This window comes from Agrobacterium sp. 33MFTa1.1 (genome assembly GCF_004328495.1).
Classification (GTDB): Bacteria; Pseudomonadota; Alphaproteobacteria; order Rhizobiales; family Rhizobiaceae; genus Agrobacterium; species Agrobacterium pusense.
Window position 1 is genome coordinate 2,424,423 of the sequence record NZ_CP036358.1, and the last position, 17,825, is coordinate 2,442,247.

A 17,825-nucleotide genomic window follows, 5' to 3' on the forward strand; every position below is an offset into this window, starting at 1 on the left:
TCAGGCGGCCAGCATCTGTTCGATCTTTTCGCGATTGATGCCCTTTTCGCCGATAATGACCAGTCGGCTGCGGCGCTGCTCGCCCGCTGCCCAGGGGCGGTCGTAATAATGATTGACCCGGCTTCCGACCGCCTGCACCTGCAGACGCATGGGCTTGGCGGAAACTTCGACAAAGCCCTTGATGCGCAGGACGTTTTCAGCCGCAGCCGTTTCGGCAATGCGCGCCGCCAGTGCTTCCGGATCGGCTACGGCCGGCAGGTCGATGACGAAGCTGTCGAAATCGTCGTGCTCATGGTCCAGTTCACCGTCATGGTGGGTGCGGCGGTTTTCGATATCCTCTTCAACGGCAAGACCAAGACCGATCAGCACGGCGGGGTCGATGGCGCCATTGGAGGCCACAACGATCTTCGCCGCCTTCGGCAGATGTTCGAGCACATGCGCCCTCGCCTTGTCGAGGCCGGCTTCATCAAGGAGATCGGCCTTGGTGAGAACGATGAGATCGGCGCAGGCGACCTGGTCCTCGAAAACTTCCTCAACCGGATCATCGTGATCAAGCGCCTCGTCATTGGCCCGCTGAGCAGCGAGCGCCTCCATGTCGTGCGCGACCTTTCCTTCAGCAAGGGCGGCGCCATCCACCACGGCCACGACGGCGTCCACGGTCACGCGGCTCTTGATGGCCGGCCATTGGAAAGCCTGGACCAGCGGCTTAGGCAGGGCAAGACCAGAGGTCTCGATCAGGATATGCTCCACCTTCGGCTGGCGGCTGAGAATTTGTTCGATCGCGGGCTGGAAATCGTCAGCCACCGTGCAGCAGATACAGCCGTTGGCCAGTTCGACGATGTTTTCTTCGGGGCAGCTTTCAATGCCGCAGCCTTTCAGGATTTCGCCGTCGATACCGATATCGCCGAATTCATTGACGATGATTGCGAGCCGCTTGCCGTCCAGCTTTTCCAGAAGACCACGCAACAGCGTCGTTTTTCCCGCCCCCAGAAAACCGGTGACGATGGTGCAGGGAACGCGGTCCAGATGGTTGTTCATGATCTCTCCTCGGTAAAATCGAATGGGGGAATGCGCGCCACCATGCCGCGCTTTAATGGTTCGGGGCGGCCGCGCCAGGGCATCAGGCCATCTGAAGACGCAGAAAGAAGCCGCGCGCCGGTCAGCAGGTCCCCTGCATCGTCGGGTGTCAGCCCGCCAAACACATAGGACCAGCCATTGGCGCTGCGCAGCACGGCACTGAGGCCACGTTTGCAGTTGGCGAGACAATTGACGGAACGGACCGCGATGCCGGACGCTTCCGCCTCTGCGGTGACGGCCTCGGCAAGACGTGAGCCGGCACGTGGCTCGGCACTGGGATCAGCTTCGTCGCGACAGCTTCGGCAAACGAAAACGACCACACCGGACGCCGTTTCATCCTGCGCGTTTCCACCAGCAAATGAAGATGTCGCTGAAATATCCAAACCGTATCGTTCTCGCGCCGAGTCAAATTCTTCGGGGTGCGGATATCGAAAACGGTATGCGCACAGGCACAGACCGGCTGTTCGACGTCATCGACTGACCGGAGCACCCCGCCCGGTAGACGTTTTTCCTGAAGCGGCAGGTCTCCTGGCTTGCGGCTCGATGAGCGCCCGGACACCGCCTTCCCGAACCGTCTCTCTGGTCCAGTGGCTTTACGGTGCGGGCTTGCCGCTTACAGTTGCGGGGGCAGCCACGGAATGACCCGTTTCAGGGTGGAACCGTGTTCCCTCTTAGCTTTTCCCGTTGCCGGGGAAAGACCGTCAGTTCCTTACCCTTAGGCCGAACGGGCTTTGGGGTCAATGCCGCCCCCCGTGGCTCGCGCATTGCCGGGTGCGGCAAATTGGGTATAGTCGCCGCTCCGAAGGGCAGGGATAAGTTCCCGGCTGCTGGAGTGAAGAAGGAATATGCGATGACACGCGACATCAGCGACAACGAAGCCGAGCGCCATCGGCAGAAAATGGTCAACCGCAAGACGGTGCAGGATGCCGAAGTCGCGGCAAAGACCATCGAAAAAGGTCTGCTGATGATCAATACCGGCCCCGGCAAGGGCAAGTCCACGGCCGCCTTCGGCCTTGCGTTGCGTATGCTCGGCATCGGGCGCAGGGTCGGCGTCGTGCAATTCATCAAGGGTGCATGGTCGACCGGCGAACAGCAGGCGCTGGCTCTGTTCGGTGACAAGGTGGTGTGGCGTACCATGGGGGAAGGCTTCACCTGGGATACGCAGGATCTGAAGCGCGATGTTGCCGCTGCCGCGAAGGCGTGGGAAGAAGCCGTGACACTGATGGCTGACCAGACGATCGGCCTGCTGATACTCGACGAACTGAATATCGCATTGCGTTATGATTACCTGCCGCTTGACGAGGTCGTGACGACGCTGGCCAGCCGCCGGCCCGATCTGCACATCATCGTCACCGGCCGCAATGCCAAGCAACCGCTGATCGACGCCGCCGACATGGTGACGGAGATGACGCTGGTAAAGCATCATTTCAAGGCGGGCGTGAAAGCACAGCCAGGGATAGAATTCTGACATGGCCGCACGGGTTCTGATGTTTCAGGGAACCGGCTCGGATGTCGGCAAATCGCTGATGGTGGCCGGTCTAGCCCGCGCCTTCGTCAGGCGCGGCCTATCCGTCATGCCGTTCAAACCACAGAACATGTCGAATAATGCGGCCGTTACCGCCGACGGCGGCGAGATCGGCCGAGCACAGGCGCTGCAGGCGCGGGCCGCTGGCGTACCCCTCTCTGTCCACATGAATCCGGTTCTTCTGAAACCGCAGAGCGAGACCGGGGCACAGGTGGTGGTTCAGGGCAAAATCGCCGGCAATGCCAGGGCAGCCGATTACCAGCACCTGAAAGCCGGGTTGATGCCGCGCGTGCTGGATAGCTTCAACCGCCTGAAACAACAGGCCGATCTGGTGCTGGTGGAGGGGGCGGGCAGCGCATCCGAAATCAATCTGCGTGCCAATGATATCGCCAATATGGGGTTTGCGAGAGCTGCTGACGCGCCTGTGATCCTCATCGGCGATATTGACCGCGGCGGCGTCATCGCCAGCCTTGTCGGTACCAAAGCCGTCCTCGAACCTGACGATGCGGCGATGATCGAAGGTTTCATCGTCAACCGATTTCGCGGTGATCCCGCGTTGTTTTCGGACGGCATGCGGATAATTCAGAAAAGGACAGGCTGGGCCTCGATAGGCCTTCTGCCGCATTTCTCCGATGCCACGAAACTGCCGGCTGAGGACGCGCTCGGTCTTTCCGGCCCGGCTGAGCGAAAACCCGGCGCAAAGATCCGCATCGCCGTGCCGATCCTGCCGCACATTTCCAATTTCGATGATCTCGACCCTCTGGACATGGAGCCGGACGTGGAACTGATCCGCGTGCGGCCGGGCGAGACCATTCCCGCCGATTGCCGGCTGGTTTTGCTGTGCGGTTCAAAATCCACCATTGCCGATCTCGCCGTGCTGAAAGATGCGGGTCTGGACATCGACATAAAGGCGCATGTGCGCCGCGGCGGCTACGTTCTCGGCCTTTGCGGTGGCTACCAGATGCTCGGAAAAACCGTTGCGGATCCTGACGGTATCGAGGGATCACCTGCGACTGTGGACGGGCTCGGCCTGCTTGATGTCGAGACGGTTTTGACGGGTGACAAGCGACTCGTTTCCGTTCAAGGCGTGAGCTTTGATGGTGTTGGTTTATCCGGCTACGAAATGCATGTCGGGGAGACCACGGGAGCAGCAGGCAATCTGGTGTTTTCGACGATCGACGGGCATTACGATGGAAGCATCTCACCCGACGGCCGTGTCTTCGGCACCTATATTCACGGCCTCTTTGCTCATGATAGCCAGCGCGGCGCATGGTTGGAGCGTCTCGGCGGGTGCGGCACCGACCTGAACTATGATGCGCAGGTGGATGCGGTTCTCGACCGTCTGGCTGCGCATATGGAACAGCACCTCGATCTCGACGGGCTGCTGGCTATAGCGCGATAAGGATCGCCAGAAGCCCGAATAGGCCGATCAGCAACAGGTCCGCAATCCGAGCCAGCCGCAACGCCGTGCGAATATCGCCGGCGACCAGCGCAGACCTTCCGCCGTCCCCCATGAAACGCGCTTCGATCATCTGTCCGCCGTAAGAACGCGGTCCGGCAAGCGCAAAACCCAGCGCGCCGGCCAGCGCCGCCTCCGGCCAGCCTGCATTGGGAGAGCGGTGGTGGTGCGCATCGCGACGGATCGCGGCAATGGCCGCTTTTGGCGACGCGCCCTCGACAAAAAATGCGGCGACGACAAACAGGCTGCCGCTCAATCTCGAAGCGGGCAGATTGATGAGATCGTCAAGCCGGGCCGAAGCCCAGCCGAACGCTTCATGGCGAGGCGAACGATGACCGATCATGCTGTCGGCCGTATTGACCGCCTTATAAGCCGCGCCACCTGGCAGGCCCAGAAGCCCCATCCAGACGGCAGGGGCGACGATGCCATCGGAAAAGTTCTCGGCGAGACTTTCGATCGCCGCCCGGCAGATCGCCGCCTCATCCAGCTTTTGCGGGTCGCGGCCGACGATCATCGAGACAGCCTTGCGGCCACCCTCAACTCCTTCACGCTCCAGCGCAGTCGCAACCGCCTCCACATGCTGTTCCAGACTTTTCTGCGCCGGAAGCGAAGCACCGAGGATGGCGACCACCAGAAGTCCGAAGGGCAGGAAAAGCAGAACAGATTGCGCAAACCATGCAAGGATCACCGTCAGCCCGACAAAAACAACCAGCGCCACAACACCCGCGGCCTTGCGCCGTGAAAATGACGCGCTGTCCCGGTTCCATTTTTGGTCCAGCAGCGCGATAAGCGAACCGACCCAGGTGACAGGATGGCCGATATGTTTGAACAGCCAGTCCGGATAACCGGTCAGGCGTTCGATCACGAGCGACAGGAAAGCGAGAGCGAGGAACATGGGCGAGACAATATCAGAAATGGCACAGGCTGCGATCCGCCACGGCGGCAATCTCGGCAGAGCGCGCCTGATGTTTCCAGACGCGTCTGAACCGTGGATCGACCTTTCGACCGGAATCAACCCGCATCCCTATCCGTATTCTGCCATTCCCGCCAGCGCATTCGCTCGCCTGCCGGAGCCCGAGACGGCCGACTATCTGAAACGGCTGGCCGCACTCCATTTCGGCGCACCCTCCGCCCGACATGTCACGCTATCGCCCGGCACCCAGATGCTCATGCCGCTGCTGGCTCAAACCGCACTTGTCCGGGGCGCCAAGAGCGGCGCGGTGCTGTCACCTGCCTACGCGGAACATGCCCGCACCGCACGCATGGCCGGGCTGACCATGAGGGAAGTGGAGCATGTCAGCGACCTGATCGCTCACGACTACGTGGTGGTGGTCAATCCCAACAACCCCGACGGACGGATCATCGATCGCGAAACTCTTTTGCGGCTCGCCGATTCAATACATCGAAACGGCGGCCTGCTGGTGGTGGATGAAGCCTTCATCGAAACCGGAGGCGCCGAGAGCCTTGCGGATAGCGTTGATCGGCACGCTCTGGTCGTCCTTCGTTCCTTCGGCAAATTTTATGGCCTGGCGGGAATCCGGCTTGGTTTTGCAATTGCGCACCCTGATATCGCTGCGGGGTTGGAGGCGAGGCTCGGCCCATGGGCGGTTTCCGGCCCGGCGCTGCACATTGCAACGGAAGCCCTGGCGGATGGAACGTGGCAATCTGCGATGCGGCTGCGTCTCGCGGATGAAGCACGGCGCATGAATTGCCTTTTGGAAAAAGCGGGGCTGAACGGGGTTGGCGGCACGCCTCTGTTCACACTGGTGCGGGACGAGCGTTCCAAGGCCCTGTTCGATCATCTCGGCCGTCTCGGAATACTCGTGCGCATTTTCGATGAAAGGCCGCACGACATCCGTTTCGGCCTTCCGGGTAACGACGCTGAGTGGCAGCGCCTTCAAGCGGCGCTGCTCTCTTTCGATCATCCCTCGAAAGTGTAGGTTTCAATCGACTCCGGCTTCATTTCGATGGAGAAACCCGGCAGTTTCGGCGGCATATAAGCGGCGTTTCTGATATCGCAGGGCTCGATGAAATGCTCGTGTAGGTGATCCACATATTCGATGACGCGACCTTCCTTGGTGCCTGAAACCACCAGATAGTCGATCATCGACAGGTGCTGCACATATTCGCAAAGCCCGACGCCGCCGGCATGCGGCCAGACCGGCAGATTGTATTTGGCGGCAATCAGCAGCACCGCCAGCACTTCGTTGAGGCCACCCATACGGCAGCTGTCGATCTGCACCACATCGATCGCGCCTTCAGCGATGAACTGCTTGAACATGATGCGGTTCTGGCACATTTCGCCCGTCGCCACCTTCACGGAACCAATGGCTGCGCGAATCTTGCGATGGCCGGCGACATCATCCGGGCTGGTCGGTTCTTCGATGAAGAAGGGCTTGGAAAAGGCGAGCTTATTCACCCACTCGATTGCCTGGTCCACTTCCCACACCTGATTGGCATCGATCATCAGATAACGGTCGGGGCCGATCACTTCGCGGGCAATGGCGAGACGGCGAATGTCATCCTCCAGATCACGTCCAACCTTCATCTTCACATGGTTGAAACCGGCATCGATGGCTTCCTGGCAAAGACGGCGCAGCTTGTCGTCGTCATAACCGAGCCAGCCTGCAGAGGTCGTATAGCAGGCGTAACCTTCGCTCTTCAGCGTCTCGATGCGTTCCTTTTTGCCGCTTTCGGCTTTCTTGAGAATTGCGAGCGCCTCGTCCCGGGTCAGCACGTCAGTGAGATAACGGTAATCAACGATATCGGCGATTTCTTCTGCGCTCATATCAGCCACCAGCTGCCACACCGGCTTGCCGGCTTTCTTGGCCAGCAAATCCCACACCGCGTTGACAACGGCGCCGGTGGCGAGATGCATTGCACCCTTGTCGGGGCCGATCCAGCGCAGCTGGCTGTCGCTGGTCAGATGCCGCCAATATTTGCCCGGGTTCTCAGTGACCGTGGCAAGATCGGTGCCGACGACGAGGTGACGCATCGCTTCGATGGCCATGCAGCAAATATCGTTGCCCCGGCCGATGGTGAAGGTCAGCCCGTGGCCTTTAAGACCCGGCTCATCCGTGTCGAGAATGACATAAGCCGCCGAATAATCCGGGTCGGGGTTCATCGCATCGGAGCCGTCCAGGCTCTGGGATGTGGGGAAACGCAGGTCGAAAACACGCAGATCAGTAATTTTTGTCATGGCCGTTTACTCGCGGTCAGTGCCTATGGAATCGTTCAGTCGTGGTGGAAGGTCTCTTCCATCATAGCCCACCACTCGCCGTCCCTGCGGGTTTCGAGCGGTTTCTGGCAGGGAATGGTAAAAGACCACCATTCTTGGTTCTTGGGGCTTGCCGCCATCTTCGCCATATCGGCGCTGAAACCGGTGCCATGATACTCCCAATAGCCAAACAGCAGGTTTTCCGGCTCCCGCAGGAAAATCGTGTAGTTACGGATATTGCAATCGCTGATCAGCGCCAGAATTTCCGGCCAGACGGCGGCATGCAGCCTTTTATACTCCGCGATCATCTCCGGCTTGACGCCTATCACCATTCCCATACGCTGCATGAAAAACTCCGTTACTTTCTGATGGTGGCAAGCGCCGCGCGCAGCTTTGATTGCGGCAGGCTCAATCCCAGCCGGTCCGCTGCGGCAATGACCGGAGCAAAGCGTCGGCGCTTCTTCTCATCGTGATTACCGGCGATATCGGCCAGTCGATGGGCAAGGAAGGGATTGCGTAAACGCTCCCGCAGCACGCCGATATAGGCCTGCGCATCATTTCCCATGCCTTCAGCAATAAAGACCGGCAGAACCTCGTCGCGCCATAACGTTTCCAGATCCGCGACGAGTGCACTGTCGTCCATTGCCTGGCGCACCGTCTCGTCCTTCGCCCGCGCATCCTGCAGCCAGCGTTCCGCCAGATAGGAATGGCCGAGATTGAGCAGGAAAAGCTTCAGCTTTTCATAGTGATCGAGATCGTCCGTCAGCACCACGGCAGGGTGAGTGCAGGGCAGAACAAGCCCGTCCTGCTTTTCGATCGCCCAGAGCGCGTAAGGCTCCGCCACTGCACCTACCGGATCGATAGGCTCGGAAACGATGCGATCGACCAGGCTATTGGCGAAACGGCACTTTTCGTTCAGGTAAAAGGCAAAACCCGCCGGCAATTGCCATTCATCGGCAAGCCGGCGAATGACCTCTTTCAGCTTTTCGCCATTACGCGGCACGAGTTCACAAGGAAAGATGGACACGGGCGCTTCCGGATTGCGCTGAAAACGTTCGAGCAGCAAAATGCAGAGTTTCGCCGGAAAACTCCTCGGGACGGCCGTAAAATCCTCCGTGAGATCTGCGCCATCCGCAGAATCAAGCTCATAACCGCGGTCTCCGGTATTGGACAAGATGACAGCAGCTTCGCAGGCGAGGCGGCGTACTTCCTCCCATTCGGTTGCCGAGGTCAGGGCCCGCGCGACAGCCTTGCCCTCAATTTCCTCATCCACGTTCCGCCCGTCACGGATGCCGCGAATGCGCACGGGGTAGGGCGCGCCACTATTTAGCGCCGCGACACGCTTCAGGCTTTCCGCATTGCCGGTTGTCTGGACAATCGCGATGCGACCAATAGCCTCGTCCTTGTCCAGTGCTTGCGAGACAAAGAGGTCCGCATGCGCAAGAAGAAAGCGGCTGGTACCGAATTGCAGGATGGGCGTCTCGGGCGTCATGCGACCTCCACCATGCCTTTGATGACTCCGGCTTTCGGATCTGTCAGCCCTGCGAACTGCGATGGAACGTCGGCAAGCGCCATACGGTGCGTAATCAGCGCCTCAGGTACTTTCCCTTCCCGCAATGCCTGCAACACGCGTTCGAAATCCTCCGGCGTCGCATTGCGGCTGCCGAGCAGCGTCGTTTCACGTTTGTGGAACTCCGGATCGTTGAAGCTGATATCGCTCGCGACGATGGAAACAAGCACATACGAACCGCCATGGCCGACGAAGGAAAAGCCGCGCTCCATGGCTTTAGGATTACCGGTCGCATCGAAGACCGCATCGAAGAAATCACCGTTGGTAATCTCGGAAAGACGATCTTTGTCGCCGTCCCCAAGCGACACTGTATGGGCGACGCCGAGATGCTCCTTGCAAAAATCCAGCCGGTCGGTACGGCCATCGATCATCGTGACTTCGCCGCCATCGAGAACCGCGAAAACCGCTACCGCCATGCCGATCGGTCCGGCGCCGACGATCAGAACCTTCTGTCCTTTTTCGACGTTGCCACGGCGCACCGCATGCGCGCCGATAGCCAGAAATTCGGTCATCGCCGCCTGGTCGAGGCTCAGCCCTTCAGCCTTCAACACGAATTGCTGCGGCACGTTCAGATATTCCACCATTCCGCCGTCACGATGAACGCCGAGCACGCCGATATTGCGGCAGCAATTGCTCTTGACCTTAAGGCAGGCGCTACATTTTCCGCAAGAAATATACGGAATGATGGTAACAACGTCGCCGACGGACAGATGGCTGCCCTGCGGCGCCTCTTCAACCGTACCGGAGAGCTCATGGCCCATGATCCGCGGATAAGAGAGGTAGGGCTGATTGCCGGTGAAGATGTGGAGATCCGTACCGCAAACCCCGATGCGACGGACGCGCACCAGCACCTCACCTTCGCCACGCACAGGTTTAGGCAGATCCTTGGCGCTGAGTTGACCGGGAGTGTCGCAGAAAATCGCCAGCATGGATCACCTGTGGGAAAGGGAGTAAAAACGAATGGCGTTACCGCCGAAGACTGCCGCATGGTCCGCTGCCGGCACGATATCGCGACAGAAGTCCAGCCATTCCTGATAATCGCCCGCCAGTCGCAAAACCGGCCAGTCGCTGCCGAAAATCACCCGGTCTGCGCCGAACAGCTCCAGAATGGTTTCGGCATAGGGCCGCACTGCTTCCGGTCGCTGATCGCCGCGCTCGGTCAGGAGGCCGGAGAGCTTGCAATGGACATTGGGAAGAGCCGCCAAAGCGCCCATATCCTTGCGCCAGGCGCTGTAGTGGCCGGTCGCAATCAGCGGCTTGGCACCATGGTCGATGACAACAGGCAATTGCGGGTGACGCCGGGCAAACGCGAGGAGATGCGGCAGATTGGGCGGCAGGACCAGCGCATCGAACGCCAGGCCGTGGTTCACCAACGCCGCCACGGCGGGATCGAGCAGCGGATCATCGATCCATGCCACGTCTTCCATGCCCTGCAGCATCGGGCGCACGGCTTTGAACGCCCGATGTTTTGCCCGGCGGGCGATTTCCGTTGCAGCATCGGGAGACTTCATGTCCACCCAGCCGACCACACCTTTGATGAAATCTGTTTCTTCCGCCAGCGCCAGCATGAAATCCGTATCAGCAGCCGTCTCCATCGTCTGAACCAGCACGGTGCCGGAAATTCCGGCCGCGGCCAGCAATGGCGATAGATCCGCTGGAAGAAAATCCCGGTAGATGGCGGCGAGCGACGGCGGCGGCCACTGGCCGGCACGGTCCTTCATTAACCAGAAATGCTGGTGGGCGTCGATAAGCATTGCCTCAGGCCTTTCCGCCCGGCACCGGCGCACCTTCGGCGATCAGACCGCGTCTGTGCAGTTCCGCCCAGAACTCATCCGGAATAGATTGTTCGAACCATTCGATATTGGAAGCGAGCTGCTGCGCATTCCGCGCGCCCGAGACGACGGTGACCGAAGCCGGATGGGCCAGCGGAAATTGCAATGCAGCCGCCTGCAGCGACACACCGACTTCTTCGCAGACACCCTGCAGCGCATCAACCCGCGTAAGGATATCGGCAGGCGCATCGGCATAATTGAATTTGCGGTTGCCCGCGAGAATGCCGGAATTGAAAGCACCGGCGACAACGATGCCGACACCGCTTTCGGCGCAGCGGTTCATGAAAGCAAGGCTCTGCTGCTCCAGCAGCGTATAGCGGCCGGCAAGCATGGCGACGTCGATGTCAAAGACATCCATGGCGTCGTTGACAATTTCCCACTCGTTGACGCCAAGGCCGATAGCGCCAGTTGAACCTTCCTCACGCAGCTTGCCAAGCGCCCGGAAGCCGCCGCCAGCGGTCAGCTGCTCCCAGTAATGCTGGTGCTTTTCGCCATGTGTGTAGGAGCCGATATCGTGCACATAAAGAATATCCGGCTTCAGAACGCCGAGCCTCTGCTGGCTGGCCTCGAAAGAGCGTAGAATGCCATCATAGGAATAATCATAGAACGGGCGGAAGGGTAGCGGCGCAATATAGGCATCCTCTTTGGGGCCGACGGTCTCATCGGGAACCATGACGCGACCGACCTTGGTGCTCAGCGAATATTCGCTCCGGTCATGCTCCGTCACCATGGTCCCCAGGCGACGCTCCGACCGCGTATATCCATAAAACGGCGCGGTATCGAAATAACGCATGCCGCTTTCCCATGCCTTGTCAAACGCACCCTTGGACTCTTCATAGGGCGTAACGCGGTAGAGATTGCCCATCTGGGCGCAACCGAGACCCATGACGGTAACGTCGACGGCGCGGCGCGGCAATTTACGTGTATCGGAGACTTTCATCGCGGAGACTTTCCAGCTTGCCTTTGGAAAGACGCGCCGCCGGTGAAGCGGCGCGTCATCGCTTGATCAGTAAAGAACGTTCTTTGCTTCCGGCTTTTCGATATTGTCCTTGGTGACAACAACGACGCCGGTGTCGACGAACTTCTCGACCTTTTCCTTGTTGATGAGCTTGGTGACGGTTTCGACGCCCTTTTCACCCATCTGATAGGAGCCCTGAACCACGATTCCGGCGAGCGTGCCGTCCTTCACGAAGTTCTGCAGATCCTGGTTGCCGTCGAAGCCGATGGCGACGACCTTGCCGGCCTTGCCTGACTGGGCGAGCGCACGGCCAACGCCGATGGCCGTCGGCTCATTGGCGCCGAAAATGCCCTTCAGGTCCGAATTGGCGGCCAGAACGTCGGTCGTCTGGTTCAGCGCGGTCGCCATCTGCGACTGCGAGTAGAACGGGCCGACGATCTTCAGGTTTGAGTTCATCTGGATGTAATCGGTGAAACCGCCGACACGGCCGATTTCAGAACCAGCCCCGGCGACATAGGACATGACGGCGATCTTGCCTTCCTTGCCCACCTTGTCGATCAACGCCTGCGCTGCCAGTTCGCCGGCTTTCTTGTTATCGGTCGCGAGGAACGACTGGTAATATTGCTCAGAGCCCTTGGCGAGCTGCGAGTCGATGAGAACGACGGGGATACGGGCTTCCCAGGCCTTCTTGACAGCAGGCACCAGCGCGTCCGGATCGGAAGGTGCAAGCACGATGCCGGCGACCTTACGGTTGATGGCGTTCTCAACCATGTTAACCTGGTCGGCAATGGCCGATTCCGCAGCCGGACCCTGGAAGGTCATGGTGTTGCCTGAAGAATTCTTCATGGCCGCATCGGCGCCCTTCTGGACGTTCTGCCAGAAAGTCGAATTGACGGTCTTGACGATGACGGCGATTTCACCGGCCTGCACGGTGGAAACGCTCCACAGCGCGATTGCGGATGTCAGAAGGGCAGTCGCAATTTTTTTCATTTCTTCCTCCGTGATGTCGGCATACCGGGCCTCCCCTGCCGATCTTTTTTGCGGAAAGGGTCCGCAGCCCTTTGATCAGCGGCGGTTGCGCAACTGGTCTATCCAGACGGTGACCAGAATGACGAGGCCGATGATGATCTGTTGCGTGAAGGCAGAGACGCCATTCATATTAAGACCGTTGCGCAGGATGCCGATGACGAAGGCGCCGATGGCCGTGCCTGAAATCGTGCCCACGCCGCCGATCAGCGATGTGCCGCCGATAACCGCGCTGGCAATGGCATCCAGCTCATACATCACACCTTCGTTAGGCTGGGCGGTAACGAGGCGCGACATCAAAACGCAGCCCGTCAACCCGGCAAGCGTACCGGAGAGGATGTATGTGAAGTTGGTGACGCGGGCGACGTTGACGCCGGAAAGACGTGCGGCGTCTGCATTGGAACCCACGGCATAGATGTGGCGGCCGAGGATCGAGCGGTTGAGCATGAAGGACACCGCAAGCGCAATCACCACCATCAGGATGACAGGGTAGGGAATGCCTGGAAATACGACATTCGGAAAGCCGTCATCACCGATATTGACGATGCGGAAAAGGGCGCCGTTGCCAAGTTCGCCGAAGGATTCGCCAAGGCCGGACACGGCGCGCGCACCGGTGATCTGCAATGCCACACCGCGGGCAATCAGCATCATGCCGAGCGTGGCGATGAAGGGCGGCAGCTTGAAGCGCGTGACCAGCAGCCCGTTGATCAGCCCGCAGAGCGAACCCGTCAGAATGCCGAGCAACATGCCGACCGGCACCGGCATGCCGAGTTCCTTCACCGCAAGAGCGGCAACGACCCCTGCAAGAGCCAGCACCGAACCGACGGAAAGGTCGATGCCGCCGGTGATGATGACACAGGTGGCGCCAATGCCGAGCAGAGCGATGGACGTGACCTGCAACGCGATCGTCATGCCGTTATTGACGGTAAAAAAGGCGCTGCTGGTGGCGGAGAACACCGCGACAAGGGCGAACAGGCTGCCGAGCGCGGCAAATTTCTGGATGATGTCCTTCTGGCGATCGCTGACAGCGAAGCCCTTTTTGGGTTCTGCAATATTGGCCATGTCGTTCCTCACTGCGCGGCCCGGCCGTAACCGGACGCATACCGCATGATTTCTTCCTGATTGGTCTTGGCGGTTTCGAGCACGCCCGTGATCCGGCCCTGGTGGAAAACCGCGATGCGGTCCGTCAGCCCCAGAATTTCCGGCAGTTCCGAACTGATGAGAATGACACCGATGCCCTGAGCGGCCAGCTCATCCATGATCTTGTAGATCGCGAATTTCGCACCGACATCGATGCCACGTGTAGGCTCATCGAAGAACAGGATACGGGATTGGCGGAACAACCACTTGCCGATGATGATCTTTTGCTGATTCCCCCCCGATAGCAGGCGCACCGTCTGCTCGATGGAAGGCGTGCGGATATTCAAGAGGTCGACGTATCGCTTGGTGACCTCGTCGTGTTTCCTGAAGTCGATCAGCCCAAAACGGTTGGAAAGTTCGCCGAGATTGGCGAGCGTCGTATTGGCCGCTACCGACATCTTGATGGCGAGGCCGTCGCTTTTCCGGTCTTCCGAGAGATAGGCGATGCCTTCTTCAATCGCATCCTGCGGTGAGCTGATCGAAAGCTCGCGCCCATTGAAGGTGATCTTGCCGGCATCGAGCGGGTCCGCCCCAAAAATCGCCCGCGCGACTTCCGTTCGACCTGCGCCCATAAGGCCGGCAAAACCCAGGATTTCGCCGCGCCGAAGCGAAAAACTGACATCGCTGAACACGCCGTTGCGGGTCAGCCCATCGACGGAGAAGATGATATCGTCCGTCGGGCGCGACGTGCGCTCGGGAAATTTATCCTCCAGCGGACGCCCGACCATACGCGTGACGATGTCATCAACGGTGATGGAGGCGAAGTCGTCGGTCGAAATATAACGTCCGTCGCGCAAGACCGTCACACGATCGACGATCTCGGCCATTTCGTCGAGACGGTGAGAAATATAGACGATACCGACACCGGAAGCCTTGAGGTCTCTGATGACCTTGAAGAGAAGGCGGGTTTCCTGCTCAGTCAGAGAAGAAGTCGGCTCATCCATGATGAGCACTTCAGCATCAAGAGAGAGCGCCTTGGCGATTTCCACCATCTGGCATTGGGCGACGGAGAGGCCGCGCACGATCTGATCCGGATCGATATCGACACCCAGCCGGTCGAGACAGCGCTTGGCATCGAGGCGTAGCTTCTTGCGGTCAACCAGGAAACCGCGACGCGGTTCGCGCGCAAGATAGATGTTTTCGGCGACAGAAAGATGCGGAACGAGATTGAGTTCCTGGTGGATGATGGCGATGCCGGCAGCTTCGGACTCGAGCGGGGAGGCGTATTGCACCTTCACGCCCTTGTGCAGGATGGTGCCATCACTTGGCTGGTACACACCGCTGATGATTTTCATCAGCGTCGATTTTCCCGCCCCGTTCTCACCACAGACAGCATGCACCTCGCCGCTGCGCAGATCGAAATGCACATTCGACAAGGCTTTGACGCCCGGGAATTCCTTGCTGATATTTTCGAGACGCAGAAGGGCCGAACGCTCCGCGCGCGCCATCTCCTCAGGCGAGTACTCGCCCCGAATTGTCGATGCGCCCTGCGACATCTGGAAACCTCCCACCCGTATCCCCGCTCCACCGGGGTCATGAACAGGTCAAATGGTTAGGCCGGTTTTTTAAAATGGTCAAGCCAATTAGCTGACAATTTGCGAATCCGGACTCATAGCGAAAATTTCATATCTAAACTGCTTCGGTAAAAAACATGTAATTTCAAGTATTTAAGTAATTTCTTGCGTATTGATACGCTTGGCGCTACGGTAAGGCCAAATATGAACTTCGGACAGGACTTGTCGTAAAACTCATGAGTGGTCAGGCCAAAATAGCGGAGCCGCGCAGGCTTTATCAGCAGATTGCGGACCAGATACGCGAACTCATCGATCTGGGTGAATTCCTGCCCGGTACGCGGCTTCCCGCTGAGCGGGAACTGGCTCAGAAGCTCGGTGTATCGAGGCCTTCGTTGCGCGAGGCTCTGATTGCGCTTGAAATCGACAACACAGTGGAAATTCGTATGGGTTCCGGCGTCTATGTTTCGGCGGAAGCGCTGCAGACGACCCACCATACCAAATCGCTTGGCGACAGCCCCTCCGAACTGATGCAGGCGCGCGCCGCATTGGAGGGTGCCACCATCGTGCTGGCGGCAAGCCGGATGACCGATGAAGCGATCGCGACCCTGCGCCAGATACTCAATACCATGCAGAGGGAAATAGAGGCCGGTCGCAAGCCGCTGGATCAGGACCGGCTGTTTCACGTCACAATAGCCGAGCAATCCGGTAACAGCGTTTTAGCCCGAATGGTGGCCAACCTTTTCGATGAGCGCCATAGCCCCATTTCGGCCCAGCTCCGCGTGAAGTTTGAAGACCGCGATACCTGGACCCATGCTCTTCAGGAACACGAGGCCATTCTCGCCGCGCTTGAACTGAAAGACCCGCTGTTGGCGCAGGCCGCCATGCATACCCATCTGGAAGGTTCTAAGAGACGCTGGGTCGAAAACTGACCCAGGAACATAGCAGACAATATACCGGGAGGAGGAACATCCGTGAGTGAGAATTCCGAGGCAACCATTTTGCTGAACGCCAACGACAACGTTGCGGTGGCGCGTCGGTCCATCCCGGCGGGCGGCGCGACGGGCAGGGGCGATCTGGCGGCGCTGGAGTTGATTGGGCGCGGGCACAAGGTGGCCCTTAAATTCATCAGATCCGGAGATGAGGTGCTGAAATACGGGCAGGTGATTGGCATCGCCACCCAGGACATCGAACCTGGCCGGCACGTGCACCTGCACAATCTTGCCATGGTGCCTTCCGAACACGCGCATCAGTTCAGCGTCGACATTGAGGAGAAGGGCATGGTGCCGGAAGCCGAGCGCCGTACCTTCATGGGATATGACCGTGGCCTCGGCGGTGTCGGAACGAGAAACTATATCGGCGTCATCGCTTCTGTGAACTGTTCCGCCACGGTGTCGCGCTATATCGCCGATTATTTCAACAAGCAGGGCGGCCTTGATGGTTTCGACAACGTCGATGGCGTCGTGGCGCTGACCCACGGCGGCGGCTGCGCGCTGAATACAAAATCGGAAGGCTACCGTCTGCTGATCCGCACCATTCAGGGCTATGCCCGCCATCCCAATTTTGGTGGCATCCTGTTGATCGGCTTGGGCTGTGAGACCAACCAGATCGCGCCTATCCTCGAACATTACAAAATGGAGGAGGGCGACCGGCTGCGCACCATGACAATCCAGCAGCATGGCGGCACCCGCAAAACGATCGACGCGGCAATTGCCGAGATTAAGGCCATGCTGCCGATGGTCAATGCCGCACGCCGTACGGAACAGCCTCTTTCAAAGCTGAAAGTGGCGCTGGAATGCGGCGGTTCCGACGGATACTCCGGCATTTCCGCCAACCCGGCCCTCGGATATGCCTCCGACCTCATCGTCCGCAATGGCGGCACCACAGTTCTCTCCGAAACGCCGGAGATTTACGGCGCCGAACATCTTTTGACCAAGCGCGCCATCACCCCTGCCGTCGCCGAAAAGCTTTTGCAGCGTATCGACTGGTGGCGGGATTACACGGCTCGTAACGGCGATGAACTCAACAACAACCCCTCTCACGGCAACAAGCTTGGCGGCCTGACAACCATTCTGGAGAAATCGCTGGGCGCGGTCGCTAAGGGCGGATCCATGCCGTTGAAGGCGGTGTACGAATTTGCGGAGACAGTAACGGAGCAGGGTTTCGTCTTCATGGACACACCCGGTTACGACCCTGTCGCCGTGACAGGGCAGGTTGCTGGCGGCTGTAACGTCATCTGTTTCACCACCGGCCGCGGCTCGGTTTCCGGCTTCAAGCCTGCACCATGCATCAAGATCGCCACAAATTCCGAAATGTATGAACACATGAAGGAAGATATGGATTTGAACTGCGGCGAGATCGTTACCGGGAACGAAACAATCGAACAATCCGGCGAAAGAATTTTCGAACACATCATAGCGGTGGCCTCCGGCAACAAGACTGTCAGCGAGATCTACGACTATGGCGATAATGAATTCGTGCCCTGGCAGGTCGGCGCAGTGACCTGAGCC

At 59.2% G+C, this 17,825-nt stretch carries 17 protein-coding genes and 1 riboswitch; of the genes, 5 read left to right on the forward strand and 12 right to left on the reverse strand.

Annotated elements, in window-relative coordinates:
• Both cobW and EYD00_RS12120 read right to left on the reverse strand, forming a co-directional pair.
• Window positions 1-1,038 (reverse strand): cobalamin biosynthesis protein CobW, encoded by a 1,038-nt coding sequence (gene cobW / locus EYD00_RS12115; RefSeq protein WP_004444173.1) that lies wholly within the window; start codon window positions 1,036-1,038, stop codon window positions 1-3.
• Complete coding sequence (locus EYD00_RS12120) at window positions 1,035-1,460, reverse strand: DUF1636 family protein (protein ID WP_004444176.1); 426 nt, start codon at window positions 1,458-1,460, stop codon at window positions 1,035-1,037. The genes cobW and EYD00_RS12120 overlap by 4 nt, the downstream gene beginning before the upstream one ends.
• A 118-nt stretch (window positions 1,461-1,578) precedes the next feature.
• A riboswitch (cobalamin riboswitch) is annotated at window positions 1,579-1,795 on the reverse strand.
• 132 nt (window positions 1,796-1,927) lie between these two features.
• Here EYD00_RS12120 and cobO point away from each other — a divergent pair.
• Window positions 1,928-2,545 (forward strand): cob(I)yrinic acid a,c-diamide adenosyltransferase, encoded by a 618-nt coding sequence (gene cobO, locus EYD00_RS12125; protein ID WP_004444179.1) that lies wholly within the window; start codon window positions 1,928-1,930, stop codon window positions 2,543-2,545.
• A gap of 1 nt (window position 2,546) precedes the next feature.
• Entirely contained in the window at window positions 2,547-4,004 is a 1,458-nt protein-coding gene (locus tag EYD00_RS12130; protein ID WP_004444181.1) for a cobyric acid synthase, read from the forward strand.
• Here the strand turns inward: EYD00_RS12130 and cbiB are convergent.
• Window positions 3,991-4,956, reverse strand: coding sequence for an adenosylcobinamide-phosphate synthase CbiB (gene cbiB / locus EYD00_RS12135; RefSeq protein ID WP_034500015.1), 966 nt, complete (start codon window positions 4,954-4,956; stop codon window positions 3,991-3,993). The two genes, EYD00_RS12130 and cbiB, sit on opposite strands and share 14 nt — an antisense overlap.
• Here cbiB and cobD point away from each other — a divergent pair.
• Window positions 4,955-6,001: a threonine-phosphate decarboxylase CobD gene (gene cobD / locus EYD00_RS12140; protein WP_034500013.1), complete on the forward strand. Its 1,047-nt coding sequence runs from the start codon at window positions 4,955-4,957 to the stop codon at window positions 5,999-6,001. The two genes, cbiB and cobD, sit on opposite strands and share 2 nt — an antisense overlap.
• Here cobD and EYD00_RS12145 read toward each other — a convergent pair.
• The 9 genes from EYD00_RS12145 to EYD00_RS12185 all read right to left on the reverse strand — a co-directional run bounded on the left by EYD00_RS12145 (window position 5,983) and on the right by EYD00_RS12185 (window position 15,300).
• Window positions 5,983-7,260 (reverse strand): L-fuconate dehydratase, encoded by a 1,278-nt coding sequence (locus EYD00_RS12145; RefSeq protein WP_004444186.1) that lies wholly within the window; start codon window positions 7,258-7,260, stop codon window positions 5,983-5,985. The genes cobD and EYD00_RS12145 overlap by 19 nt on opposite strands.
• A 35-nt stretch (window positions 7,261-7,295) precedes the next feature.
• Window positions 7,296-7,625, reverse strand: a complete 330-nt coding sequence (locus EYD00_RS12150; RefSeq protein ID WP_034500010.1) for an L-rhamnose mutarotase — start codon at window positions 7,623-7,625, stop codon at window positions 7,296-7,298.
• Between the two features lie 11 nt (window positions 7,626-7,636).
• Window positions 7,637-8,770 carry a mannitol dehydrogenase family protein gene (locus tag EYD00_RS12155; protein ID WP_004444190.1) on the reverse strand — a complete coding sequence of 378 codons (1,134 nt, stop codon included), beginning with the start codon at window positions 8,768-8,770 and terminating at the stop codon, window positions 7,637-7,639.
• The gene (locus tag EYD00_RS12160; protein ID WP_004444192.1) at window positions 8,767-9,777 is read right to left on the reverse strand and encodes a zinc-binding alcohol dehydrogenase family protein; all 1,011 of its coding nucleotides are present in this window, start codon (window positions 9,775-9,777) and stop codon (window positions 8,767-8,769) included. The genes EYD00_RS12155 and EYD00_RS12160 overlap by 4 nt, the downstream gene beginning before the upstream one ends.
• Window positions 9,778-9,780: 3 nt before the next feature.
• Window positions 9,781-10,602, reverse strand: a complete 822-nt coding sequence (locus tag EYD00_RS12165; protein WP_004444194.1) for an amidohydrolase family protein — start codon at window positions 10,600-10,602, stop codon at window positions 9,781-9,783.
• A 4-nt stretch (window positions 10,603-10,606) separates the two neighbouring features.
• Entirely contained in the window at window positions 10,607-11,620 is a 1,014-nt protein-coding gene (locus EYD00_RS12170; protein WP_004444199.1) for an aldo/keto reductase, read from the reverse strand.
• 66 nt (window positions 11,621-11,686) lie between these two features.
• Window positions 11,687-12,628 carry an ABC transporter substrate-binding protein gene (locus EYD00_RS12175; RefSeq protein ID WP_004444202.1) on the reverse strand — a complete coding sequence of 314 codons (942 nt, stop codon included), beginning with the start codon at window positions 12,626-12,628 and terminating at the stop codon, window positions 11,687-11,689.
• A gap of 75 nt (window positions 12,629-12,703) precedes the next feature.
• Window positions 12,704-13,726, reverse strand: coding sequence for an ABC transporter permease (locus EYD00_RS12180; RefSeq protein ID WP_004444206.1), 1,023 nt, complete (start codon window positions 13,724-13,726; stop codon window positions 12,704-12,706).
• Window positions 13,727-13,734: 8 nt separating this feature from the next.
• Entirely contained in the window at window positions 13,735-15,300 is a 1,566-nt protein-coding gene (locus tag EYD00_RS12185) for a sugar ABC transporter ATP-binding protein (protein WP_004444209.1), read from the reverse strand.
• A gap of 254 nt (window positions 15,301-15,554) precedes the next feature.
• Between EYD00_RS12185 and EYD00_RS12190 the strand changes: the two genes are divergently transcribed.
• Both EYD00_RS12190 and EYD00_RS12195 read left to right on the forward strand, forming a co-directional pair.
• On the forward strand, window positions 15,555-16,247 hold the full coding sequence (locus EYD00_RS12190) for a FadR/GntR family transcriptional regulator (RefSeq protein ID WP_004444212.1): 693 nt from the start codon (window positions 15,555-15,557) through the stop codon (window positions 16,245-16,247).
• Between the two features lie 42 nt (window positions 16,248-16,289).
• Window positions 16,290-17,822 carry a UxaA family hydrolase gene (locus EYD00_RS12195; protein WP_004444214.1) on the forward strand — a complete coding sequence of 511 codons (1,533 nt, stop codon included), beginning with the start codon at window positions 16,290-16,292 and terminating at the stop codon, window positions 17,820-17,822.
• The last annotated feature ends 3 nt before the right edge of the window (window positions 17,823-17,825 follow it).